The organism is Blastococcus saxobsidens DD2 (genome assembly GCF_000284015.1).
Lineage (GTDB): Bacteria > Actinomycetota > Actinomycetes > Mycobacteriales > Geodermatophilaceae > Blastococcus > Blastococcus saxobsidens_A.
Window position 1 is genome coordinate 3,544,014 of the sequence record NC_016943.1, and the last position, 23,298, is coordinate 3,567,311.

The 23,298-nt window shown below is 73.9% G+C and carries 20 protein-coding genes; 8 read left to right on the forward strand and 12 right to left on the reverse strand.

The genetic code is table 11. The annotated features are described in order from the left end of the window. Positions 1-3 precede the first annotated feature (3 nt). Genes BLASA_RS16760 through hflX form a run of 3 tightly spaced genes read right to left on the reverse strand, consistent with a single transcriptional unit; the run spans position 4 to position 3,285 of the window. The gene (locus tag BLASA_RS16760) at positions 4-1,071 is read right to left on the reverse strand and encodes a hypothetical protein (RefSeq protein WP_014377401.1); all 1,068 of its coding nucleotides are present in this window, start codon (positions 1,069-1,071) and stop codon (positions 4-6) included. Continuing rightward, positions 1,043-1,765 (reverse strand): phosphatase PAP2 family protein, encoded by a 723-nt coding sequence (locus BLASA_RS16765; protein WP_231839483.1) that lies wholly within the window; start codon positions 1,763-1,765, stop codon positions 1,043-1,045. The genes BLASA_RS16760 and BLASA_RS16765 overlap by 29 nt, the downstream gene beginning before the upstream one ends. 56 nt (positions 1,766-1,821) lie before the next feature. Further along, on the reverse strand, positions 1,822-3,285 hold the full coding sequence (gene hflX, locus BLASA_RS16770; RefSeq protein ID WP_014377403.1) for a GTPase HflX: 1,464 nt from the start codon (positions 3,283-3,285) through the stop codon (positions 1,822-1,824). A 141-nt stretch (positions 3,286-3,426) separates the two neighbouring features. Here hflX and BLASA_RS16775 point away from each other — a divergent pair, with 141 nt between their 5' ends. Next, positions 3,427-3,645: a hypothetical protein gene (locus BLASA_RS16775; RefSeq protein WP_014377404.1), complete on the forward strand. Its 219-nt coding sequence runs from the start codon at positions 3,427-3,429 to the stop codon at positions 3,643-3,645. Between the two features lie 6 nt (positions 3,646-3,651). Here BLASA_RS16775 and dapF read toward each other — a convergent pair whose 3' ends face one another. From dapF to BLASA_RS16790, 3 genes are read right to left on the reverse strand one after another with little or no spacing between them, the layout of a single operon-like run. After that, positions 3,652-4,524, reverse strand: coding sequence for a diaminopimelate epimerase (dapF, locus tag BLASA_RS16780; protein ID WP_014377405.1), 873 nt, complete (start codon positions 4,522-4,524; stop codon positions 3,652-3,654). Continuing rightward, complete coding sequence (gene miaA, locus BLASA_RS16785; protein WP_014377406.1) at positions 4,521-5,441, reverse strand: tRNA (adenosine(37)-N6)-dimethylallyltransferase MiaA; 921 nt, start codon at positions 5,439-5,441, stop codon at positions 4,521-4,523. The genes dapF and miaA overlap by 4 nt, the downstream gene beginning before the upstream one ends. Further along, positions 5,438-6,163 carry a hypothetical protein gene (locus BLASA_RS16790; RefSeq protein ID WP_014377407.1) on the reverse strand — a complete coding sequence of 242 codons (726 nt, stop codon included), beginning with the start codon at positions 6,161-6,163 and terminating at the stop codon, positions 5,438-5,440. The genes miaA and BLASA_RS16790 overlap by 4 nt, the downstream gene beginning before the upstream one ends. Positions 6,164-6,203: 40 nt before the next feature. Between BLASA_RS16790 and BLASA_RS16795 the strand changes: the two genes are divergently transcribed. Then, positions 6,204-7,664, forward strand: a complete 1,461-nt coding sequence (locus BLASA_RS16795) for a DUF349 domain-containing protein (RefSeq protein WP_014377408.1) — start codon at positions 6,204-6,206, stop codon at positions 7,662-7,664. A 36-nt stretch (positions 7,665-7,700) separates the two neighbouring features. Here BLASA_RS16795 and BLASA_RS16800 read toward each other — a convergent pair whose 3' ends face one another. Continuing rightward, positions 7,701-9,074 carry an IS4 family transposase gene (locus BLASA_RS16800; RefSeq protein ID WP_014375120.1) on the reverse strand — a complete coding sequence of 458 codons (1,374 nt, stop codon included), beginning with the start codon at positions 9,072-9,074 and terminating at the stop codon, positions 7,701-7,703. Positions 9,075-9,284: 210 nt separating this feature from the next. Then, on the reverse strand, positions 9,285-10,763 hold the full coding sequence (gene miaB / locus BLASA_RS16805; protein ID WP_014377410.1) for a tRNA (N6-isopentenyl adenosine(37)-C2)-methylthiotransferase MiaB: 1,479 nt from the start codon (positions 10,761-10,763) through the stop codon (positions 9,285-9,287). A 144-nt stretch (positions 10,764-10,907) separates the two neighbouring features. Here miaB and BLASA_RS16810 point away from each other — a divergent pair, with 144 nt between their 5' ends. The 5 genes from BLASA_RS16810 (at position 10,908) to BLASA_RS24625 (ending at position 14,926) form a co-directional block, all read left to right on the forward strand. Next, the gene (locus tag BLASA_RS16810; RefSeq protein WP_014377411.1) at positions 10,908-11,663 is read left to right on the forward strand and encodes an amino acid ABC transporter ATP-binding protein; all 756 of its coding nucleotides are present in this window, start codon (positions 10,908-10,910) and stop codon (positions 11,661-11,663) included. A 35-nt stretch (positions 11,664-11,698) separates the two neighbouring features. Beyond that, entirely contained in the window at positions 11,699-12,586 is an 888-nt protein-coding gene (locus BLASA_RS16815) for a glutamate ABC transporter substrate-binding protein (RefSeq protein WP_014377412.1), read from the forward strand. 95 nt (positions 12,587-12,681) lie between these two features. Continuing rightward, positions 12,682-13,332 carry an amino acid ABC transporter permease gene (locus BLASA_RS16820; RefSeq protein WP_014377413.1) on the forward strand — a complete coding sequence of 217 codons (651 nt, stop codon included), beginning with the start codon at positions 12,682-12,684 and terminating at the stop codon, positions 13,330-13,332. Next, positions 13,329-14,225: an amino acid ABC transporter permease gene (locus BLASA_RS16825; RefSeq protein ID WP_014377414.1), complete on the forward strand. Its 897-nt coding sequence runs from the start codon at positions 13,329-13,331 to the stop codon at positions 14,223-14,225. Before BLASA_RS16820 ends, BLASA_RS16825 begins: the two co-directional genes overlap by 4 nt. Positions 14,226-14,296: 71 nt before the next feature. Continuing rightward, positions 14,297-14,926, forward strand: coding sequence for a hypothetical protein (locus BLASA_RS24625; protein WP_014377415.1), 630 nt, complete (start codon positions 14,297-14,299; stop codon positions 14,924-14,926). Positions 14,927-15,017: 91 nt separating this feature from the next. Here the strand turns inward: BLASA_RS24625 and BLASA_RS16835 are convergent, their stop codons facing one another. The 4 genes from BLASA_RS16835 to BLASA_RS16850 all read right to left on the reverse strand — a co-directional run bounded on the left by BLASA_RS16835 (position 15,018) and on the right by BLASA_RS16850 (position 18,541). Further along, the gene (locus tag BLASA_RS16835) at positions 15,018-15,671 is read right to left on the reverse strand and encodes a regulatory protein RecX (RefSeq protein ID WP_014377416.1); all 654 of its coding nucleotides are present in this window, start codon (positions 15,669-15,671) and stop codon (positions 15,018-15,020) included. A gap of 4 nt (positions 15,672-15,675) precedes the next feature. Further along, entirely contained in the window at positions 15,676-16,713 is a 1,038-nt protein-coding gene (gene recA, locus BLASA_RS16840) for a recombinase RecA (RefSeq protein ID WP_014377417.1), read from the reverse strand. 175 nt (positions 16,714-16,888) lie between these two features. After that, positions 16,889-17,083 (reverse strand): DUF3046 domain-containing protein, encoded by a 195-nt coding sequence (locus BLASA_RS16845; protein ID WP_014377418.1) that lies wholly within the window; start codon positions 17,081-17,083, stop codon positions 16,889-16,891. Positions 17,084-17,263: 180 nt separating this feature from the next. Next, a complete protein-coding gene (locus BLASA_RS16850; protein WP_014377420.1) occupies positions 17,264-18,541 on the reverse strand; it encodes an MFS transporter in 1,278 nt (425 codons plus the stop codon). Positions 18,542-18,629: 88 nt separating this feature from the next. Between BLASA_RS16850 and BLASA_RS16855 the strand changes: the two genes are divergently transcribed. Next, positions 18,630-23,294: an ATP-dependent helicase gene (locus BLASA_RS16855; RefSeq protein ID WP_014377421.1), complete on the forward strand. Its 4,665-nt coding sequence runs from the start codon at positions 18,630-18,632 to the stop codon at positions 23,292-23,294. Positions 23,295-23,298: the final 4 nt, after the last annotated feature.

Here is a 23,298-nt window from a genome sequence, read left to right on the forward strand (position 1 = left end):
ACCTCAGGACCGCCGGCGCAGCCGGCCACCGAGCCACACGACGAGGGTGGCGACCGCCGCCGCGATGAGCGCGGCCGGGAGGGGCGAGCGGTCCGACCGGGTGAGATCGGCGAAACTGGGCAGCGGCTCACCAGGGGGCGGGGCGGTGGTCGCCGGCACGGCCGCGACCGGGAGCGGGACGACGGTGACCTCGCTGGGCAGGCCCTCGCTGGCGACCACGAGCGCGCGGGAGTCCGCGGCGAAGCTGACCGCCTCGCCCTGCGGCGACTCCGGCAGCGGGGTGCGCACGGGCTCCCCGGTCAGTGCGCCGGCGACGTCGGAGCCCTGCAGCGGCCAGACGTAGGCGTCGGTGTAGGTGCGCAGGGCCAGTGCGCTGCCGTCCGCGGCGACCGCACCACCGGTGATCATCAGCTGCCCGGCCCGGCCGACCGGGCCGCCGGGCGTACCGGTGAGCGTCACGTCCACGCTGCCGACCCGCTCCAGCGCCACCGTCCCGCCGTCGACGAGCGCGCCGGCCGGCCGGTACACCGCGCTGGCGCCGAGGACCTCCTTGGTCACCAGGTAGGGGGTGCCGTCCGGCGCCATCAGCAGCGCTTCCGCGTCGTGCGCACCGTCGGGGTAGGTCAGCCGGTGCAGCGACGCCGTGCCGTCGGGCCGCAGCACGTGCAGCGCCACGGTCGCGCGGTCGCTGTTGTTGTCGCCGGTGTCGGCGACCCACACGGTGCCGTCCGGCCCGACGGCGAGGTCCTCGGGGTCGTACGGATCGACCGGAGCGGTCTGCACGTCGACCACCGAGCAGGACGGGTCGAGACCGAAGACGGCCACCTGGTCGCCGCCGTCGTTGAGCGCGAGCATCTGCTCGCCGACGACGACGAGCCCGGACAGCTCGGCGAGACGCGGGTCGGTGACGGCACACCGGACGGACGGCGCCGCCGCCCCCGGTGCCGCCTCCTCCGCCAGCGCCGGACCGGCGGCGACGACCACGACCGCCAGCCCACCGGCCAGCGCGGTCGCCGGGGGCGGCCAGCGCCCACGGGCGCGGCTACGCGGTCGGTCGGCCGGCTCGGGCACGGACCCAGCGTGACAGAACGAGTGCGTCGAGTGCATGAACCACGCCCAGCAGGACGATACCGACGGCCGCTCCGACGACCGCATCGGTGATCCAGTGGAAGTCCAGCGACACCATCGCCACCCCGGTGCCCACGGGGCCGGCCACGCTCAACCACCAGAAGGTGCGCTGGACCGCGGGCGGCAGGCCGTACTCGACCGCCTGCCACCGGGCGACGCCCCACATCAGCACCGCGTTGGCGACGTGCCCCGAGGGGAACGAGACGCCGTCGGCGTGGAAGAAGTACGACCCCGGAAACGCCGGCGCGGTCCGCCCGATGCCGTACTTGATCGCATAGACCCCGGCGGTGAGCACGGCGACCGCCAGCACCGCCCGGGCGATCGGCAACCAGGTCCGCCGCTGCCACAGCAGGTACCCCACCAGCCCGGCGAGGACGACCAGGATCGTCACCCGGCCGCCGAGCTGGGTGAACAGCCAGACCACCGGATAGGCCGCGGAGTCCTGCAGGCCCCAGTCGCTCACGATCTCCGAGAGCCGCAGGTCCAGCCGCTCCAGTGCCCCGCGGGCGAGCAGGTCGGCGGTCACCAGACCGCCGACCAGCGCCGCCACGACGAGCAGCCACCACGGGGGGCGGCCCACCGAGACGACGGGCGGGGACCCGGGCAGACCGGTCTCCCGCACCGCTCCCCTCGTCACGCCGTCACCGTACCGGCCCGTGACCGGATCGTGATCCGGCCGACCGGGTCCGGCACTCAGCCGACCGGGACCGCGAACTCCTCGAGCACCGCCGCGAGCGCGCCGTCCACCCGTGCGGTCAGCCGGGTCCCGGCGCCCTCGTGCTGCTCGGCGAGGACCTCGCCGTCCCGGTGGACCCGGGCCACGAGGTCACCCCGCTCGTAGGGAACCAGCACGTCGACCTCGACGTCGGGGTGCGGCAGCCGTTCGGCGATCATCCGGCGCAGGGTCTCCATCCCGGCTCCGGTGCGGGCCGACACCCACACGGCGCCGGGCAGGGCCTGGCGGAGGGTGAGGATGTCCTCCTCGGTCATCGCGTCGACCTTGTTGACGACGATGAGCTCGGGGACGGCGGCCGCGTCGATCTCGGACAGCACGATCCGGACGGCGTCGATCTGGCCGAGCGGGTCGGGGTCGGAGCCGTCGACGACGTGCACGAGCAGGTCGGCGGCGGCCACCTCCTCCAGCGTGGAGCGGAAGGCGTCCACCAGCTGGTGCGGCAGGTGGCGCACGAAGCCGACCGTGTCGGTCAGCGTGTACTCCCGGCCATCCGGTGACTGCGCCCGGCGCACCGTCGGGTCCAGGGTCGCGAACAGCGCGTTCTCGACCAGCACCCCGGCACCGGTCAGCTGGTTGAGCAGGCTGGACTTGCCCGCGTTGGTGTAGCCGGCGATCGCCACGCTCGGCACCGCGTGGCGGTCCCGGCTGGACCGCTGGGTGGCCCGCGCGGTCGCCATGCCGGCGATCTCCCGGCGCAGCTTGCTCACCCGGGCGCGGATCCGCCGCCGGTCGGTCTCGATCTTCGTCTCACCGGGACCGCGGGTACCGATCCCGCCACCGCCGGCGACGCGGCCACCGGCCTGCCGGGACAGCGACTCACCCCAGCCGCGCAGTCGCGGCAGCATGTACTGCATCTGGGCGAGCTCGACCTGGGCCTTGCCCTCCCGGCTGCTCGCGTGCTGGGCGAAGATGTCCAGGATCAGCGCGGTCCGGTCGACGACCTTCACCTTGAGGATCTTCTCCAGCTGGTTGAGCTGGCCGGGGGTGAGCTCGCCGTCGCAGATCACGGTGTCGGCGCCGGTCGCGGCGACGACGTCGCGGATCTCGTTGGCCTTGCCCGAGCCGACGTAGGTGGCCGCGTCGGGCTTGTCGCGGCGCTGGCTGACCGCCTCCAGCACCTGGGAGCCGGCGGTCTCGGCCAGCGCGGCGAGCTCGGCGAGCGAGCGGTCGGCGTCGGCCTGCGTGCCCTCGGTCCAGACCCCGACGAGCACGACCCGCTCGAGTCGCAGCTGCCGGTACTCGACCTCGGTGACGTCGGCGAGTTCGGTGGAGAGCCCCGCGACGCGGCGGAGCGCGCCACGCGCCTCCCGTGCGTAGGAGCCGGTGGTCTCGTCGGTCTCGTCCCGCTGCGCGGCGGCCGCGCGGCGGGTGTCGAGCTCGGTCTGCTCGTCGAACGGCAGGGCGTCGGGGGCGGTCGTCATCGTGTCCAGCCTGGCACGGTCCTGCAGGGAAGGCACCTGAGTTGTCATCGCCGGGTAGAACACCGGAACCGCCGCTGTGCATCCCGATCGGCGCTGCGGGTAGGGCCGGGGGATCCGACGGCCCAGCACGAGGAGGAACCGATGACCGAGTCCGGAGCCAGTACCCCCGGAGCCGACGACGCGATCGACGACCCGGGTCGGGACCCGAAGGGGCTCCATCCGCCGCGGGACATCCTGGACGCGCCGGGCGGGGTCAGCCGGGATGCCGGCTACACGCCGGGCCGCCCGTCGCTCGACGAGCGGCAGGCCGGGAGCAAGCCCGACGAGCCGCCGACCGGTAGCGAGAAGGGCGGCCTCTGAGCCGGATCAGGCGGCGAGCCACTCCGGGCAGAGGGTGCCGGTCGAGACCAGGACCGCCGGCCCGCTGAGGATCGTCGTCCCGGGGGTCACCTGCACCGACAGGCGGCCTCCGGGGACGTCCACGACGACGGTGCCCACGGTCACGCCCTCGGACCGCAGGGCGGTGTACGCCGCGGCACAGGCGCCGGTGCCGCACGACCGGGTCTCCCCCACGCCCCGCTCGAAGACCCGCAGCCGGATGTGCGCACCGGGTTCGACGACGTTGACCAGCTCGACGTTGACGCCCTCGGGGAAGAGGTCGGCGTCGAACAGCGGCGGCGTCGTCAGGTCGAGGCTGCCGACGTCCACGTCGGTGAGGGCGGCCAGGTGCGGGTTGCCCATCGAGACGGCCAGCCCGGGAAAGCTGCGCCCGTCCAGCTCGGCGGCCCCCCGGCCGAACTCACGGGCGGGGCCCATGTCCACCCAGTAGCCGCCGTCGGCGGCAGCGCCCACCCGCCGGGGCCCGCCGCGAGTGCCCACGAGCACGCCCTCCGCGCAGGCGGCCCGGTCCAGCAGCCCCTCGGCGATCAGCGCGTGCAGGAACAGCCGGATGCCGTTGCCGCACATCTCCGCGTACGAACCGTCGGCGTTGCGGTGGTCCATGAACCACTCGCACCGGCCCAGGTCCTCCCCCAGCACCTGCGGCGCGTCGGGCACGTGGGCGCTGCGGACCAGCCGGAGGACGCCGTCGCCACCCAGCCCGGCGCGGCGCTCGCACAGCCGGCGGACGGTGGCCGCGTCGAGCCGGTCCCCCGCCCAGACCGTGCCGTCGGGGTCGGGCAGCACCACGAAGTCGTTCTCGGTGCCGTGCCCTTGCAGCACGCGCGGGAAGGCGGTCACCCCTCGATCGTACGGCCGGTGATCTCGCCCAGGACCGCGTCGGCCAGGTCGGGGCGGGCGGCGTCGAACCACGCCGTGGCGGCGTCGCGGCGGAACCACGACCGCTGCCGGCGGACGAAGCGCCGGGTGGCGCTGACGGTCCGCTCCCGCGCCTCGTCGGCGGTCAGGGTGCCGTCGAACTCCGCGAGCACCTGGGCGTAGCCGAACGCTCGGGACGCCGTCGGGCCGTCCCGGAGCCCGTCCGCGGCCAGCCCCGCCACCTCGTCGACGAAACCGGCGGCCCACATCCGGTCGACCCGCGCGGCGATCCGCGCGTCGAGCTCGGCCGGCGCGCGGTCCACGCCGATGACGACGGCCGGGTAGTGCGGGGCGGGCTCGGGCAGCTGCGCCCGGAAGGGGCCACCGGTGAGCTCGATGACCTCCAGCGCCCGGACGATCCGCCGTCCGTTGGTGGGGAGCACGGCCGCGGCCGCGGCCGGGTCCAGGGCGGCCAGCCGGGCGTGCAGCTCCCCGGCGCCGACGGCGGTCAGCTCCTCCTCGAGACGGGCACGGAGCGCCGGGTCGGTCCCCGGGAAGTCGAGTTCGTCGAGGACGGCGCGGACGTAGAGCCCGGAGCCGCCGACCAGGAAGGGCACCACCCCTGCCGCACGGAGCCGGTCGATCTCGGCGCGGGCGCGCTGCCGGTACTCGGCCACCGACGCCGGTTCCCGGACGTGCCACAGGTCCATGAGGTGGTGCGGCACGCCCCCGCGCTCGGCAGGGCCGGGCTTGGCGGTGCCGATGTCCATGCCGCGGTAGAGCTGCATCGAGTCGGCGTTGACCACCTCACCGCCCAGCCGGTGCGCCAGGGTCACGGCCAGCGCCGTCTTCCCCGTGGCGGTCGGCCCGACGACGGCGACGACCGGCGGCGCGGTCACGCCACCATCCAGTCGGCCACCGGGTAGCCCACCCCGAACGGGGCGGCGTCGTGCCACAGCCGCGCGGTGACGTGCCGGCCGGTGAACGCGGCACCGACCGCCCGCCAGGTGGGCACGCCCGCGGCGAGCAGTCGCGCGCCCTCCGCGGCGTCCAGCCCGGCCAGCGCCGCGGCGTCACCGGCGGCCAGAGCGGCGCCCACCACGGCGTCGAATGGCTCGGCCGCGGGGTCGAGGTACCCGGGCCCCTTCAGCGTCCGGCGGGCCGAGCCGTCGCCCATGGCCAGGACGCCGACGGGTGCAGGCAGGTCCCGCAGCAGCTGGCCGAGATCGGCCGGGCCGACGCCCACCCGGATCCCGGCGAACGACGCCTCGTCCAGCAGCCAGGCCCCCACCGTGTGCGCCAGCGGCAGCCGGCGGCCGCCGGGGCGCACCCGGCCGTCGAAGGGCAGCTCCAGGTCGACGCCGTAGCCGCGGAGGTCGCCGCCGTCCCCGGGGCCGAACCGCTCGCCCCCGACGGCGCCCGGGCCGACGACGACCACCACCTCGGGGGCCGCCGTGACCAGCTCGGCGACCGCCTCGGCGCAGGCCGCGCGCAGGGCCCGGGTCTCCGGCGCCGGCCGGCCCTCCACCGCCGGGAGCAGCAGCGGCGGGCACGGGCAGAACGCGATGGCGGCCGACGGACGGGGCGTCCGCGCCGGGAGGCCGCCGGGAACGATGGTCACTGCAGCAGTGTCGCCGATGCGACGTGGAACACTGCGGGACGTGTCGAGCACGGACGACCCCGGCAACGGGGTGCAGCAGGCCGCTCCGCCGATTGCGGAGACCCCCGAGACCACCGCCCCCGAGGCGGAGCACGCTTCCGGCAGTCCCGACGCGGTGACCCCCGCGGCCGGTACGCCGGCGGCGCCGACCCCCGGGGAGGCGGCCCTCGCCGACCCCACGGAGGATGCGGCGGCACCGGCGTCGCCGGCGTCGCCGGCGCCCGTTCCCGGGCCGCCCCCGGCCCTCGTGGTCAGCGACCCCGCGCAGTGGGGACGGGTCGACGAGGACGGCACCGTCTACGTGCGCACCGCCGACGGCGAGCGCGAGGTGGGCTCCTGGCAGGCCGGCGATGCCGAGGCCGGTCTGGCCCACTACGGCCGCCGGTTCGACGACCTCGCCACCGAGGTCTCGTTGCTGGAGGCCCGGCTCAAGGCGCACACCGGCAACCCGGCGGAGATCAAGAACAAGGCGCAGGCCCTGGCCGGGTCGATCCCGACCGCGGCCGCCGTCGGCGACCTCGAAGGGCTCGCCGCCCGCGCCCGCGCGATGGTGGCGACCGCCGACTCCGCGGCCGCCGATTCGCGCGCCGAGAAGGCCGCCGCCCGCGCCGCGCAGATCGCACGCAAGGAGGCGCTGGCCGCCGAGGCGGAGCAGATTGCCGCCGAATCGACGGCGTGGAAGGCTGCCGGCGACCGCCTCAAGGCGATCGTCGAGGAGTGGAAGACCATCCGCGGCATCGACCGCAAGACCGACGAGGCCCTGTGGTCCCGCTTCGCGGCCGCCCGGGACGCCTTCGGCCGCCGTCGCGGCACCCACTTCGCCCAGCTGGACGCGCAGCGGGGTGAGGCCCGCGCCGCCAAGCAGGAGCTGATCACGGAGGCGCAGCGGCTGTCGGCGTCCACCGACTGGGGCCCGACCAGCGCCGCCATGCGCTCGCTGATGGACCGCTGGAAGGCGGTGCCGCGCACCGGCCGGGACGGCGACGACGACCTGTGGAAGGAGTTCCGCGCCGCCCAGGACGCGTTCTTCGCCGCCCGCGCCGAGCAGGACAAGGCGCGCGACGCCGAGCAGGTCGCCAACCAGCGGGCCAAGGAGGAGCTGCTGGCGGAGGCCGAGCAGCTCGACCCGGCCAAGGACCTGCGCGGGGCGCAGCACGCGTTGCGCAGGATCCAGGAGCGCTACGACGCCATCGGCCACGTGCCGCGCGGGGTCATGCGTTCGCTGGAGGACCGCATGCAGGCCGTCGAGCAGAAGGTGCGCGGCGCCACCGACGCCGGCCGGGTGCGCACCGCGCCGGAGAACCCGATGGTCGCCTCGATGCGGGCCGCCGTCACCAAGGCCGAGGAGCAGCTGGCCAAGGCCGAGGCCGCCGGCGACCAGCGGCGCATCACCGAGGCGCAGGCCAATCTCGCCACCCGGCGGGAGTGGCTGGCCGAAGCGGAGAAGTCCGCCCGCCGCTAGCCCCAATACCGTTCAGTTAGGCGTCGGGCTCGGTTGTCAAGGGTCGGGGTGGACCAGGACGTCGATGCTGATGGTGGCCTTGTGGCTGGGGCCGCGGAGGCGCCCGCTGGCGGTGTGTGGGGCGTAGTTGGAAATCGCCCGCTTGACCACGCGCGGACTGGTCCGGCAGCGGCGGTCGGGCAGCAGGTGCTCAAGGACCTGCCGGCCGATGCCGCCGAGGAGGTCGACGGTGGTCTCGGCGATGACCCCAGCGGCCTTGATGAGCTGGTCGCGGGCGGTGTTCAGGGCGATGGTGAAGCTGCCCCGGTCGGGGTCGACGTCGGGTGCGGTGAGGGTGGCGTCGGCGATGGTGATCCGCAGCGCCTGGTAGGCCACCAGCAGGGCGTAGATCTCCTGCTCGAGGCCGGCGGGGGTGCGTGCGCGCAGGACCCGTCCGTCTCCGATGGTCTGCTTGAGTTCGCAGTAGGCGGTCTCGATCTCCCACCGCTCGTGGTAGAGCCGGACGAGCTCGGTGGCCGGGCAGTCCGGGTCGGTCACCGTGGTGACCAGTTGGTAGACCTCGGTGCGTTGCCCGCCGGGGGTGGTGATGGTGATCTCGGCTCGGATGACCCGGACCTCCAGTGGGCCGATCCGGGACAGCCAGGACCCGTCGGCGCAGCGGGCGCAGACCGGCAGCCGGCGTCCGGTCTTGACCCGGACCAGCAGGTCCGCACCCCGGTCGGCGATCTGGGCGAGTAGATCGGCGGCGGCGAAGTTGCGGTCGGCCAGCACGATCATCGGCGCGCGCATGGCCGGCACCAGGTCGGTGGCGTAGCCGGTCTCACCGCGGCCGGTTGTCCCGAACGTGGTGGCCAGCAGCCCCCGGGTGCCGCAGGCGACCAGGGCCAGCAGCCGGATCATCGGATAGCCGGTGCCGCCGTGGTGCCCGCCGCCCTTGCGGTAGACGACCAGGTTGGCCGGGGTGTCCGGGCAGCACATCGTGGTGCCGTCGATCGCGGTCACCAGCCGGCCCCGCCACCACACGCCCTTGGTGGCCGGGCCGGCGGCCGGCCCGCGGAGCAGGTCGAACAAGGCTCGCAGTGGTGCCGCACCGATGCGGCGGCGCGCCGCGGCCAGCGCCGCAGGAGTCGGCGCCGGCACGGGAAGCCCGTCCAGGGCGGCGGTCATCCGATCCCACACCTGCCGGTAGCCGCACTCGGCGAACAGCACCGCGGACAGCAGCAGGTAGACCACCACCCGCGAGGGCAGGTCCCGCACCCGCTGCTGCACCGTGCCGGTCTTGGCCAGCACGGCGTCGACCATCTCGAACGGCACGATCTGGGTCAGCTCACCCAGATGACCCGGCGCGAACCGGCCTCCGGCGACGTTGACCACACGAACGACCTGGCTGATGTCAGACTCGACGGGCAACGGAGCTCCCGGTGGAGATCGTCTTGGCGGACGTCCCCTCTTACCGGAGCTCCGTTGCCTGTTCCCGCATCGACACGCCGCAACAACGACGTCCTTGACACCTCACCGCTGCCGCTAACTGAACGGCCTTGCCGCTAGCCCCCCAGGCATAGGAGGCTATGCATACGGTTTGCCGCGCGATTCCGTATGCATAGCCTCCTTTGCCGTGGTTCAGCAGCCGGTCGTGAGCACCGGCAGCGGCTCGGGGACGCCGATCCGCGGCATGCCGAGCGAGACGCCCGGCGTCGTGGGCTTCCGCCCGGCCTCCGACGCATCGCCGGCCCGGGTGCGCCGGTGCGAGAGCAGCGCGCCGTCGGCGACCAGGTGGTGCGGGGCCGCCTCGGTGATGGCGGTCTCGACGACGTCGCCGGGCCGCACGCCGTCGGCCGCCGTAAAGTGCACGAGCCGGCCGTCGCGGCCGCGGCCGGAGAGCCGGCCGCGCGCAGCGTCCTTGCTGCCCTCGCCGGAGGCGACGAGCAGCTCGACCTTCCGCCCGATGAGCTTCCGGTTCTCGTCCCAGCTGATCTGGTCCTGCAGCGCGGTCAGCCGCAGGTACCGCTCCTGGACGACGTCCTTGGGCAGCTGGCCGGCCATCTCCGCGGCCGGCGTGCCGGGGCGCTTGGAGTACTGGAAGGTGAAGGCGCTGGCGAACCGGGCCCGCCGGACGACCTCGAGGGTCTGCTCGAAGTCCTCCTCGGTCTCGCCGGGGAAGCCCACGATGATGTCGGTGGTGATGGCCGCGTCGGGCATGGCGGCGCGCACCCGGTCGATGATGCCGAGGTAGCGGTCCTGCCGGTAGCCGCGGCGCATCCGGCGGAGCACGTCGTCCGACCCGCTCTGCAGCGGCATGTGCAGCTGGTGGCACACCGCCGGGGTCTCGGCCATCGCGTCGATGACGTCGTCGGTGAACTCCCGCGGGTGCGGGCTGGTGAAGCGCACCCGCTCCAGCCCCTCGATCGCCCCGGTGGCCCGCAGCAGGTCGGCGAAGGCGCCCCGGTCGCGGAACTCGACGCCGTAGGCGTTCACGTTCTGCCCGAGCAGGGTCACCTCGAGCACGCCCTGGTCGACCAGCGCCTGCACCTCGGCCAGGATCTCGCCGGGCCGGCGGTCCTTCTCCTTGCCACGCAGGGCCGGGACGATGCAGAACGTGCAGGTGTTGTTGCAGCCCACGCTGATCGACACCCAGCCCGAGTAGGCGGAGTCGCGCTTCGCCGGCAGCGTGGACGGGAAGACCTCGAGGGACTCGGCGATCTCCACCTGGGCCTCGGCGTTGTGCCGGGCCCGGTCGAGCAGCGCCGGCAGCGAGCCCACGTTGTGCGTGCCGAAGACGACGTCGACCCACGGCGCCCGGCGGACGATCTCGCCGCGGTCCTTCTGCGCCAGGCAGCCGCCGACGGCGATCTGCATGCCGGGGTGGGCGTCCTTGACCGGCCGCAGGTGGCCCAGGTTGCCGTAGAGCCGGTTGTCGGCGTTCTCCCGGACCGCGCAGGTGTTGAGGACGACGACGTCGGCGTCGTCGCCCTCCGCGGCGGCGGCGTAGCCGGCCTCCTCGAGCAGGCCGGACAGGCGCTCGGAGTCGTGCACGTTCATCTGGCACCCGTAGGTGCGCACGCGGTACGTGCGCGCGGGGCTCTCGACAGGGCTCTCCATGACAGGAGCGAGGGTACGGCGCCCGTGCGCCGGCCCGACCGCGGCGACGGCCGGTGCCCCGCCCGGGGGAAACATCCACCTTCGTTACGCCTTCGTGATCCCACGGTGCGGGAACTGCGACCTTCCGCCCTTAGGGTCGCGAGAATGACCAGCCGTTCGAACGGAGAGCCACTCGTCCGCCTGTCCGGCGTCAACAAGTGGTTCGGTGACCTGCACGTCCTGCAGGACATCGACCTGGACATCGCCCGGGGCGAGGTGGTCGTCGTCATCGGCCCGTCGGGTTCGGGCAAGTCGACGCTGTGCCGCGCGATCAACCGGCTCGAACCGATCGAGAAGGGCGAGATCACCATCGACGGCGATCGGCTGCCCGACGAGGGCAAGCAGCTGGCGCGGTTGCGCGCCGACGTCGGCATGGTGTTCCAGAGCTTCAACCTCTTCGCGCACAAGACGATCCTCGAGAACGTCACCCTCGGGCCGATCAAGGTGCGCAAGCAGTCGAAGGCCGACGCCGAGAAGCGGGCCCGCGAGCTCCTCGACCGGGTGGGCGTCAGCGCCCAGGCGGACAAGTACCCCGCGCAGCTCTCCGGCGGGCAGCAGCAGCGTGTGGCCATCGCCCGCGCGCTCGCGATGGAGCCCAAGGTGATGCTCTTCGACGAGCCCACCTCGGCGCTCGACCCGGAGATGATCAACGAGGTCCTCGACGTCATGGTCGGCCTGGCCGGGGACGGGATGACGATGGTCGTCGTCACCCACGAGATGGGCTTCGCCCGCCGGGCGGCCAACCGCGTCGTCTTCATGGACGGCGGTCGCATCGTCGAGACCGCCGAACCCGAGGCCTTCTTCACCAACCCGCAGTCGGACCGGGCCAAGGACTTCCTGTCCAAGATCCTCACCCACTGATCACACGAGACCGTCAAGCGAGAGGACCCCGAATCATGAGTTTTCGCCGTGGCGCCCTGGTAGCCACCCTGTCCGTCGTCGCCCTCACCGCCGCCGCGTGCGGCGGCGACGACGAGGTGGCCGCCCCCGAGCCGGACGTCGCCGAGGCCCCCGAGTTCGAGGCGGGGACGACGATGGCCGAGATCGCCGAGAGCGGCTCGATCACCGTCGGCACCAAGTTCGACCAGCCCGGCTTCGGCCTGGAGACGCTGGACGGCGAGCTCGAGGGCTTCGACGTCGAGATCGCCAAGATCATCGCCGCCGAACTCGGCATCGCGCCCGAGGACATCACCTGGGAGCAGACCCCCTCCGCCGTGCGCGAGGAGGTCATCGAGGGCGGCGAGGTCGACATGGTCGTCGCCACCTACACGATCAACGACGAGCGGGCCGAGCGGATCACCTTCGCCGGGCCGTACTACGAGGCCGGCCAGCAGATCATGGTCGCGGCCGACAACGACACGATCACCGGACCGGAGTCGTTCACCGAGAACCCGGACGCCACCGTCTGCTCGGTGACCGGCTCGACGCCGTCGGAGCAGATCCGCGAGTACCTGGCGAGCGACTCGCAGCTGGTGCTGTTCGACGAGTACTCGCAGTGCGCCGACGCCCTGAGCAACGGCCAGGTCGACGCCGTCACGACCGACAACGTGATCCTGCTGGGCTTCGTCTCCGAGTCCGACGGCGAGTTCAAGCTCGTCGGCGAGCAGTTCACCGAGGAGCCGTACGGCATCGGCATCGAGAAGGGCGATGTCGCCTTCTGCGAGTTCATCAACGAGACGCTCGCCGCGAACGAGGAGGCCTACGTGGCCGCCTGGGAGGCCACCGCGGGTCAGATCGAGGGCACCCAGACGCCCGAGCTCCCCGAGCCCGCCGAGTGCGTCTGATCGTCCGTCCCACCAGCGACCGGTCGGCCACGACGGCCGGCCGGTCGCTGACGGCCGCAGCGCGGCACCGTCACCGCTGGCACTGAGGGGGGTACGTGAGCCCGGTCATCGAGAACCTCGACCTGTACGTCGACGGCTTCCTGACGTCGCTGAGCATCATCGTGGTGGCCATGGTCGGCTCGCTGCTGCTCGGCACGCTGATCGCGGCGTTCCGGGTCTCCCCCGTCCCGCCGCTGCGCGCCTTCGGCACCTTCTGGGTGTCGATTTTCCGCAACACCCCGCTGTCGGTGGTGCTGTTCTTCTGCGCCTTCGGCCTGCCCGAACTCGGCATCAACCGGACCTTCTACTTCTTCGGCGTCCTGGGCCTGATCGTGTACACGTCCGCGTTCGTCTGCGAGGCCATCCGGTCGGGCATCAACTCCGTCCCCGCCGGCCAGGCGGAGGCGGCCCGCTCGATCGGCCTGAACTTCTCGCAGAGCTTGCGCTTCGTCGTCCTCCCTCAGGCGCTGCGCACGGTGGTGCCGCCGCTGGGCAGCGTGATCATCGCGATGTTCAAGAACTCCGCCGTGGTCGGCGCCTTCGGCGTCGGTGGTGACCTGTGGAGCACCGGTCAGACGCTGACCAGCGCGCGCGGCTACGAGACGCTGCCGATCTTCATCGGTGTGGCGATCGGGTTCCTGCTCATCACCCTCCCGGCCGGCGCGGTCCTGCAGATCATCGAGCGGAAGGTGGCGATCGCGCGATGAACCAGCAGGAAACCGTGCTCTTCGACGCACAGGGCCCGAAGGCCCGCCGCCGGACGGCGATCGGCACCGCCGTCGGCGCAATCTTCCTGCTCGCCATCGCCGTCCTGGTGGTGCTGCGCCTGGCCGGCCAGAACCAGTTCTCCATGGAGCTCTGGGGGCCGCTGATCAACCCGGGGAACGAGAACTTCGAGCTGGTCTGGGGGGTCATCGCCGAGGGCATCGTCAACACCATCAAGGCAGCGCTCGTCGCGATGACGCTGTCGGTGGTGATCGGCACGCTCATCGCCGTCGCGCGCCTGTCCCTGGGCCGGTACGCCCGGATCCCGCTCATCGGGTTCGTCGAGGTGTTCCGCGGCCTGCCGGTCGTCGTCCTCGTGTACCTGAGCGTCCGGGCGCTGCCCGACGTGGGCGTCGACCTGAGCGGATGGCCGGGTGGCCAGGTGTTCTGGGGCCTGATCATCGGCCTCACGGCGTACAACATGGTCATCTTCGCGGAGGTGGTCCGCGCGGGGGTCGCCTCCCTGCCCCGCGGGCAGCGCGAAGCGGCGCTGGCCACCGGCCTCACCAACGGGCAGACCATGCGGATCATCCTGCTGCCGCAGGCGTTCCGGATCATGCTCCCGGCGATCATCAGCCAGCTGGTGGTCGTGCTGAAGGACACCTCGCTGGTGGTCTTCGTGGCCAACTTCGACGAACTGCTGAGCCAGGGCGAGAGCATCATCCGGAACCTGGACAACCCGATCCAGACCTTCACGGTCATCGCGCTGCTCTACATCGCGATCAACTACACCCTCGGCCGACTGGCCCAGTACATCCAGGCGAGACAGGGACGAGCAGGTCGACCGGTGAAGGCCACGGAGGGCGCCCCGGTGCCCGTACGCGACGGGGCGTGACCTGGCGACGCTCGATCCCGTCCGACCCAGTCGTACCACCCTGGCGTGCCGACGCGGCACGGTAGGAGTTCGTGGCGAGACTGTTCGTCACGATGGAGACGATGCACGCGGTGGGGCGCCGCAACCTGCCCCCGGTCCCCCGGGCCGCCGCCGAGACGATCAGGTCCGCCACGGTCGGCACCATCACCGCCGCCGAGACGACCTCCCCCGCCGAGACGGTCGCTGCCGTAACCACGATCAGCGCCCCCGCCGATCCTGAGGTCGCCGCTCGGTTCGATGCCCCCGCCCCCGCCGAGGCCGAGACCGAGGCCGCGATCGAGCCGGTTGTCCCCGGCGGCCCCGACGCCACCGCCGGCATCGATGCCGGGCAGGCCTTCGTGGCCCGGCTGCGCGCGGCCGGCGCGACCTTCGCCGAGGCCGCCGGAGCCGAGAGCGCCCTCGTCCGGGAGGTGGTGCCGCCGGCCCGGCACCGCCGTTCCCGGTGCCGGGTGGTGTTCCGCTACGCCGACGGCACGCAGGCGGACCTGACCTTCGTCGGGGAGCGCCGCCGCCCCGGCACCTCGTCGCAGGACGGCCTGGGCGAGGAGATCACCCGCTGGCTCGCCAGCGGCCAGCTCCGGGACCCGGCCTGGCTGGTGCCCGACCCCGAGGCGCCGGACGGCCTGGCGGTCGACGTGACGGCGTGGCTGGCCACCGGCTGACCCCCGTGACACCAGCAGGGGCCGGTCCGATCCGGACCGGCCCCTGCGGCACGTCCGGGCACCTCCGAGCCAGCGGGCGCCCGCGAACCCCTCAGGGAAGCGCGCTGTCCTCGTCGAACTCCGGGACGTCGTCGGCGTCCCCGGCGAGGTCGGCCTCGTCCAGCGCCTCCCGGACCACCGCCGCCGCCAGCCCGCCGTTGTAGCCCTTGCGCGCCAGCATCCCGATCAGCCGCCGGGTGGCCGTCGCTCGATCCAGCCGGCCCATCCCGCGGGCGCGCCGCTCCACCAGCCGGCGGGCGGCCTCGCGCTCGTCGTCGTCATCGACGACCTGCACCGCCTCTGCGGCCGTCTCCGGGTCCACGCCCTTGGCCCGCAGTTCAGCCGCGAGCGCCCGGCGGGCCAGCCCGCGCCCGGCCTGCCGGCTGCTCACCCAGGCGCGGGAGAACGCCGCGTCGTCGATCAGGCCCACATCGGTGAACCGGTCGAGCACGGCCTCGGCCGCCTCGTCCGGCACATCCCGCCTGGCGAGGAGGTCGGCGAGCTGCTGACGGGTCTTGGGGGCGCCGGTCAGCGCCCGCAGGCAGAGAGCCCGGGCAACCTGTGCGGGATCGCCCGTCTCGTCCTCCGGGGACCCGGGGGCGACGTCCGGGGTCAGGGGATCGTCGCTCCCGGTCGCCCGCGACCGCCGGCCGGCCCGGGCGTTGCCGGGGCCGCGCCGGCGGTTCGACGGCCGATCGTCGAGCACCGGGTCAGAAGTCGGGCGCGTCGACCGCTACCGGGGCGTCTAGCGTCGGGCCGATGCCCAGCTTCTCCTTGACCTTCTTCTCGATCTCGTCGGCGAGGTCGGGGTTGTCCTTCAGGAAGTTGCGGACGTTCTCCTTGCCCTGACCGAGCTGGTCGCCCTCGTAGGTGTACCAAGCGCCGGACTTCTTCACGATGCCCTGCTCGACACCCGCGTCGACGATGCCGCCTTCACGGCTGAAGCCCTGACCCCAGAGGATGTCGAGCTCGGCCTGCTTGAACGGCGCGGCGACCTTGTTCTTGACGACCTTGATGCGGGTGCGGCTACCGATCGCGTCGGTGCCCTGCTTCAGGGTCTCGATGCGGCGGACGTCGAGCCGCACCGACGAGTAGAACTTCAGCGCGCGGCCACCGGTGGTGACCTCCGGCGAGCCGTAGACGACGCCCACCTTCTCGCGCAGCTGGTTGATGAAGATCGCCGTCGTGCCGGAGTTGCTCAGCGCGCCGGTGATCTTCCGCAGCGCCTGGCTCATCAGCCGAGCCTGCAGACCGACGTGGCTGTCACCCATCTCGCCCTCGATCTCGGCGCGCGGCACGAGCGCCGCCACCGAGTCGATGACGATGACGTCGAGCGCGCCGGAGCGGATCAGCATGTCGGCGATCTCGAGGGCCTGCTCACCGGTGTCGGGCTGGCTGACCAGGAGGGCGTCGGTGTCCACGCCGATGGCGCGGGCGTACTCCGGGTCGAGGGCGTGCTCGGCGTCGATGAAGGCGGCGATGCCGCCGGCGGCCTGGGCGTTGGCGACCGCGTGCAGGGCCACCGTGGTCTTACCGGAGGACTCCGGCCCGTAGACCTCGACGACCCGGCCACGCGGCAGCCCGCCGATGCCCAGGGCGATGTCGAGGGCGATCGAGCCGGTCGGGATGACCTTGATGGCCACCTCGGGGCTGTCGCCCAGCCGCATGACCGAGCCCTTGCCGAACTGCTTGTCGATCTGGGCGAGGGCCATGTCGAGGGCCTTGTCGCGGTCGAGCGTTGCTGCCATGGTGCGTCACCTTCGGTTCGCGAGAAGCGGGTCGGGACCGACGCTAGGGCGAGGCACCGACAGTTTTCGGATTCCGGGCGGGGTGTGGAAGAGCGACCGCCCTGTGGATGCCACAGTAGGACGAACAGGTGTTCGATCGCCAGGCCGACACGCCGGTCCTCTCGACGCCCGGGACTCAGCGCTCCTTGGCGGGCACGTCGAACGCCTCGCAGACGGCGAGCCACACCTTCCGCACCGGCACGCCCGCCTCGATCGCGTCGGCGGCGGTGCAACCCCCCAGGTCGGCGAAGACGTGGTCACGGGCCACGCTCTGGGCGCGCATCGCCCCGAACTGGCGGTCGAGCCGGGCCCAGAACTCCTGCAGTCGCACACCTCGACGCTAGCGCGCCGGTCCGGAGGGCGACGTCGGCCACCGGGGCGCAGGGCCCCGTCACGGGCACCGTCGGCTCCTAGACTGGCCGGGTGATCCCCAGCACCGGCTCGTCCGAGCTGGACACCATCGGCCAGATCGCGATCGCCCTGCTGCTGGTCGTGACGATCGTGCTGCTGATCAGGAACTACCGCGGGCGCTGAAACGCGCCCACGACCACACCACGGCCAGCGGTACCACCAGAACGGCCGAGACACCGGACACCAGGCCGAACCCGCCCCACGCGAGCAACGGGCCGCCGACCACCCCGGCGAGGGCCGCGCCCAGCCCCATGAGCAGGTCGGTCCCCCCCTGCGCGGTCGGCCGCAGCTCCGCGCCCACCGACGCCGTCACCAGCGCCGAGCCGGCGATGAGCCCGCACGACCAGCCAAGGCCCAGGAGCAGCAGGCCGACACCCAGTTGCACCGACTCCGCCGGCGCCGCCGTGCCCGCCACGGCGGCGGCGGCCAGCAGGAGCAGGCCGCCGAGCGCGACGACGGAGGATGCGCCGATCCGGTCGGCGAGGACGCCGACCAACGGCGAGAACAGGTACATGCCGGCGACGTGCACGCTGATGACCAGGCCCACCAGCCGGAGCACCGCGTCGTCGGGACCTCCGGCGTGGCCCATGTGCACCGGCGTCATCACCATGACGCCGACCATCACCGAGTGGGCCACGACCACGGCCGTGAGGCCCAGGCGCCCGCCGGGGGTCGCCCACACGACGTGCAGCGCTGCCCACGTGGCCCGGCGCGGCCGCGGCGCGCGGCTGCCCCCGCCGATCCGCCGGGCCAGCAGGAGGGGGTCGGGCCGCAGGAGCAGCAGGATCCCCACCGCGACCACCGCGAACACCACGGCGGAGACGACGAACACCCCGCCGAGAGCCGGCAGCCCGAGCGCCACGCCCAGCTCCGCGCCCGGTGCGGCGAGGTTGGGACCCACGACGGATCCGAGGGTGGTGGCCCAGACGACCAGGGAGAGCGCCCGGCCGCGACGGTCGGGCGCCGCGAGGTCGGCCGCGGCGTAGCGGGCCTGCAGCCCGCACGCCGTCGACGCCCCGAAGAGGAACAGCCCCACCAGCAGCAGCGCGAGGGAGGAGGCCGCCGCCGCCAGGACGGTGACCACCGCACCGACGACGCTGATGCCGTAGCCGGTGGCGAGCCCGGTGCGCCGGCCGGCGGAGTCGCTGATCCGGGCCAGGGGCACGGCGAGGACCGCGGCGCCGAGCACGCCGGCGGTCTGGCCGAGTCCCGAGGCGCTGTCGGTGCCGGCGACGTCGCGGGCGAGCAGCCCGCCGGCGGTGATGCCGACGGTCACGCCGAGCCCGGCCAGCGCCACGCCGCCGCTCAGGACGCCGACGGTACGACGCTGGACGCCGGCGACGTCGACCGCCGGCTCGATCTGCTGCGGTGCTGCCACGTGCGCTCCTGTCGCTTTGCGGGTGGTCCGGGCGGCGGACTCCGCCGTCGGCCAGCGAAGTGTCGTACACCGCGGGGACACTGTCGTCGTGTCCGCCCGCGCGTCCGATCCCGCCCGTGGCCGGGGTGCGCTGGCCCGGTTCTCCGAGCCGACCCGGGCGTGGTTCACCGGCGCCTTCGAGCGGCCGACGGCGGCCCAGGACGGCGCCTGGCAGGCGATCAGCAGCGGCGAGCACGCGCTGGTCGTGGCCCCCACCGGCTCGGGCAAGACCCTCGCCGCCTTCCTCTGGTCGCTCGACCGGCTGGCCGCCACCCCGCCGGCGGACGAGCGGACGCGCTGCCGCGTCCTCTACGTGTCACCGCTGAAGGCCCTGGCGGTCGACGTCGAGCGGAACCTGCGGGCCCCGCTGGCCGGCATCGGTCAGGCCGCCGCGCGGCTGGGCCTCCCCCGGCCGGAGATCAGGGTCGGCATCCGCTCCGGCGACACCCCGGCCGACGAGCGGCGCACCTTCGCCCGCCGCCCACCCGACATCCTCATCACCACCCCCGAATCGCTGTTCCTGCTGCTCACCAGTGCTGCGCGAGAGGCGCTGCGCGGGGTGGAGACGGTGATCGTCGACGAGGTGCACGCGGTCACCGACTCCAAGCGCGGCGCGCACCTGGCCGTCTCCCTCGACCGGCTCGACGAGCTGCTCGAACGGCCGGCTCAGCGGATCGGCCTGTCGGCCACCGTCCGGCCGGTCGAGGAGGTGGCCACGTTCCTCGCCGGGGGCCGCCCGGTGCAGGTGGTCGCCCCGGGATCGACGAAGCAGTGGGACCTCTCCGTCGTCGTCCCGATCGAGGACATGAGCGAGCTCGGGCAGCCCACCGGCGAGCTGGAGGGCTCGGCGGCGGGCCACCAGCCGCGCAACTCGATCTGGCCGGCGGTCGAGGAGCGGGTGCTCGACCTGGTGCAGGCGCACCGCAGCACGATCGTGTTCGCCAACTCCCGGCGGCTGGCCGAGCGGCTGACCAGCCGGCTCAACGAGCTGGCCTACGAGCGGGCCACCGGCGAGACCGTGCCGCCGGGCACCAACGCCGCCGCGCTGATGTGCACGCAGGGCGTGTCGGGTGGCGGGACGCCGGGCGCGGTCAGCCCGGTGGCGGCCGCCCACCACGGGTCGGTGTCCCGCGAGCAACGGGCGATCGTCGAGGAGGCGCTGAAGTCGGGGCAGCTGCCCGCCGTCGTCGCCACCTCGAGCCTGGAGCTCGGCATCGACATGGGGGCGGTCGACCTCGTCGTCCAGGTCGAGGCGCCGCCCACCGTCGCCAGTGGGCTGCAACGGGTCGGCCGGGCCGGGCACCAGGTGGGCGCGGTCAGCCGCGGGGTGCTGTTCCCCAAGTACCGGGGCGACCTCGTGCAGTGCGCGCTGGTGGCCGAGCGGATGAAGGCCGGCGCCATCGAGTCGATCCGCTACCTGCGCAACCCGCTCGACGTGCTGGCCCAGCAGGTCGTGGCGATGGTGTCCGAACGGCCGCGCACCGTCGACGAGGTCGGTGCGCTGGTGCGCCGGTCGGCGGCGTTCTCCTCGCTGCCGGAGTCGGCGCTGCACGCCGTCCTGGACATGCTGGCCGGGCGCTATCCCTCCGACGCCTTCGCCGAGCTGCGCCCGCGGCTCACCTGGGACCGCGTCACCGACACGCTCACCGCCCGGGCCGGCGCGCAGCGGCTGGCGGTGACCAGCGGCGGGACGATCCCCGACCGGGGCCTGTTCGGCGTCTTCCTCGTCGGCGCCGAGGGGACCGGCGGACGGCGGGTCGGCGAGCTCGACGAGGAGATGGTCTACGAGTCGCGGGTGGGCGACGTCTTCCTGCTGGGTTCGTCGTCCTGGCGGATCGAGGACATCACCCACGACCGGGTGCTGGTCACCCCCGCGCCGGGCCAGGCCGGGAAGATGCCGTTCTGGCACGGCGACGCGCCCGGCCGGCCGCTGGAACTCGGCCGGGCACTGGGCGCCTTCCTCCGCGAGGTGGGCGCGGCGACGCCGGAAGCCGGGCTGGAGCGGGCACGCGCCGCCGGCCTCGACGAGTGGGGCGCGGCCAACCTCGCCGCCTACCTGGCCGAGCAGAAGGCGGCCACCGGCCACCTCCCCGACGACCGCACCCTGCTGGTCGAGCGCTTCCGCGACGAGCTGGGCGACTGGCGGCTGGTCGTGCACTCCCCCTTCGGCGCGCAGGTCAACGCGCCGTGGGCGCTCGTGCTGGCGGCCCGGCTGCGGGAGCGGTACGGCGTCGACGTCTCGGCGATGCACTCCGACGACGGCATCGTCCTGCGGCTGCCCGAGACCACCGGAGAACCGCCCGAGGCCGAGCTCGCCGTCCTCGATCCCGACGACGTCGAGCGCGAGGTCACCGCCGAGGTCGGCAGCTCCGCCCTGTTCGCCAGCCGGTTCCGCGAGTGCGCCGCCCGGGCGCTGCTCCTCCCCCGCCGCGACCCGCGCCGCCGCACCCCGCTGTGGCAACAGCGGCAGCGGGCGGCCCAGCTGCTCTCGGTGGCCAGCGAGTTCTCCTCGTTCCCGATCACGCTGGAGGCCGCGCGGGAGGTCCTGCAGGACGTCTACGACGTGCCCGGCCTGGTCGAGCTCATGCGGGACGTGCGAGCCCGCCGGGTGCGGGTCGCGGACGTGCAGACCGAGACGGCATCCCCGTTCGCCCAGTCCCTGCTGTTCGGCTACGTCGGCCAGTTCCTCTACGAGGGCGACGCCCCGCTGGCCGAGCGCCGCGCCCAGGCGCTCGCACTGGACACCGGCCTGCTCGCCGAGCTGCTGGGGCGCTCGGAGCTGCGCGAGCTGCTCGACGCGGAGGCCATGGCGGAGATCGAGGCGGAGCTGCAACGGCTGCCCGAGCAGCGCCACCCGCGCGACGTCGACGGCGCCGGCGACCTGCTGCGGGTCGTCGGCGACCTCACCGCCGTCGAGGCCGCCCGCCGCGGGGCGCCGCAGGCCTGGCTGGACGAGCTGGTCTCGGCCCGGCGCGCGATCGTGGTGCGGATCGCCGGCGAGGAGCGCTACGTCGCCATCGAGGACGCCGGCCGGCTGCGCGACGCGCTGGGGACCGCCCTGCCCGTGGGCGTGCCCGAGGTGTTCACCGAGCCGGTCGCCGACCCGCTGGGCGACCTCGTCGGCCGGTACGCCCGCACCCACGGTCCGTTCCAGCCCGGCGAGATCGCCGCCCGGCTCGGCCTGGGCGTCGCGGTGGTCACCGCGACCGTGCAGCGGCTCACCGGCACCGGCCGGCTGGTCACCGGGGAGTTCCGCCCCGGCGGCAGCGGGCAGGAATGGTGCGACGCCGACGTCCTGCGCTCCATCCGGCGGCGGAGCCTGGCCAGGCTCCGCCAGGAGGTGGAACCGGTCCCGATCAGCACGCTGGCCAGATTCACCCCGTCCTGGCAGTCGGTCGGCGGCCGGCTGCGCGGTGCCGACGGCGTCCTGGCGGTCGTGGAGCAACTGGCCGGTGCACTGCTGCCGGCCAGCGCACTGGAGTCGCTCGTCCTGCCGTCCCGGGTGCGCGACTACTCCCCCGCCATGCTGGACGAGCTGACCAGCGCGGGCGAGGTGCTCTGGGCCGGTTCCGGCGGGCTGCCCGGGGGTGACGGCTGGATCGGCCTCGTGCCCGCCGACCTGGCGTCCCTGCTGCTGCCGGAGCAGCTGGAGCTCCCCGCCGAGGGGCAGCCGCTGCTCGACCTGCTCGCCGGCGGACAGGCCATGTTCTTCCGCGGTCTGTCCGACAGCCTCGGCGCCACCGACGACACCGCGCTGGCCGACCTCCTCTGGGACCTGGTCTGGGCCGGCGCCCTCACCAACGACACGCTGGCCCCGTTGCGCACCCGGCTCGGCGGCGGTGGAACCCACCGGAGGCCGCCCGCGGCGCCGCGCGTCCGGCTGGACCGTGCCCGCGCGGGCCGCGGCCGGCTGGGTCGCCCCGCGATGCCCACCCGGACCGGACCGCCCACGGTCGCCGGACGGTGGTCGCGGCTGCCCGAGCGGGAGCCCAACGCCACCCGCCGCGGCACCGCCCGGGCCGAGGCGCTGCTGGAGCGGCACGGCGTGCTCACCCGCGGTGCGGTCATGGCCGAGCAGGTACCCGGTGGCTTCTCCGCCGTCTACCCGGTGCTGCGCGCGTTCGAGGACAACGGCCGGGCCCGCCGGGGCTACTTCGTGGAGACGCTCGGCGCGGCCCAGTTCGGCACACCGGGCTCCGTCGACCGGCTGCGCAGTTTCGCCTCGCCGGACCGGGTTCCCGCCGGCGCGGTGGTGCTGGCGGCCACGGACCCGGCGAACGTCTACGGCGCCGCACTGCCGTGGCCCGACCGGTCCGTGCCGGTCGACGGCGACGCGGTCGACGTCGGGGAAGGCACCGGAGCCACCCCCAAGGCCGCCGGGCACCGGGCGGGCCGCAAGGCCGGCGCCCTCGTCGTCCTGGTCGACGGCGAACTGGTGCTCTACGTCGAGCGCGGCGGGAAGACCCTGCTGTCCTGGACCGAGGACGAGCAGCTGCTCAAGGAGGCGGCGACGGCTCTCTCCGGCGCAGTGTCCGCGGGCGCACTGGGCCGGATGGTGGTGCAGAAGGCCGACGGCGCCTCGGTGCACGAATCGACCCCGCTGTCCCAGGCCCTGCAGGGGGCCGGCTTCGCCGCGACGCCCCGAGGCCTGCGCCTACGCGGCGGAGTCACCTCGCCGGGACTGGCGCCGGTCCCGCGCCGGCCGGTGAAGTGATTCC

Coding starts and splice junctions, on each gene's coding strand:
- hflX (WP_014377403.1), bottom strand. CDS start 3,285: ATGACGACCGCCCCCGACGCCCTGCCGTTCGACGAGCAGACCGAGCTC.
- BLASA_RS16775 (WP_014377404.1), top strand. CDS start 3,427: ATGACCGAGTCCGGAGCCAGTACCCCCGGAGCCGACGACGCGATCGAC.
- BLASA_RS16815 (WP_014377412.1), top strand. CDS start 11,699: ATGAGTTTTCGCCGTGGCGCCCTGGTAGCCACCCTGTCCGTCGTCGCC.
- miaB (WP_014377410.1), bottom strand. CDS start 10,763: ATGGAGAGCCCTGTCGAGAGCCCCGCGCGCACGTACCGCGTGCGCACC.
- recA (WP_014377417.1), bottom strand. CDS start 16,713: ATGGCAGCAACGCTCGACCGCGACAAGGCCCTCGACATGGCCCTCGCC.
- BLASA_RS16810 (WP_014377411.1), top strand. CDS start 10,908: ATGACCAGCCGTTCGAACGGAGAGCCACTCGTCCGCCTGTCCGGCGTC.
- BLASA_RS16825 (WP_014377414.1), top strand. CDS start 13,329: ATGAACCAGCAGGAAACCGTGCTCTTCGACGCACAGGGCCCGAAGGCC.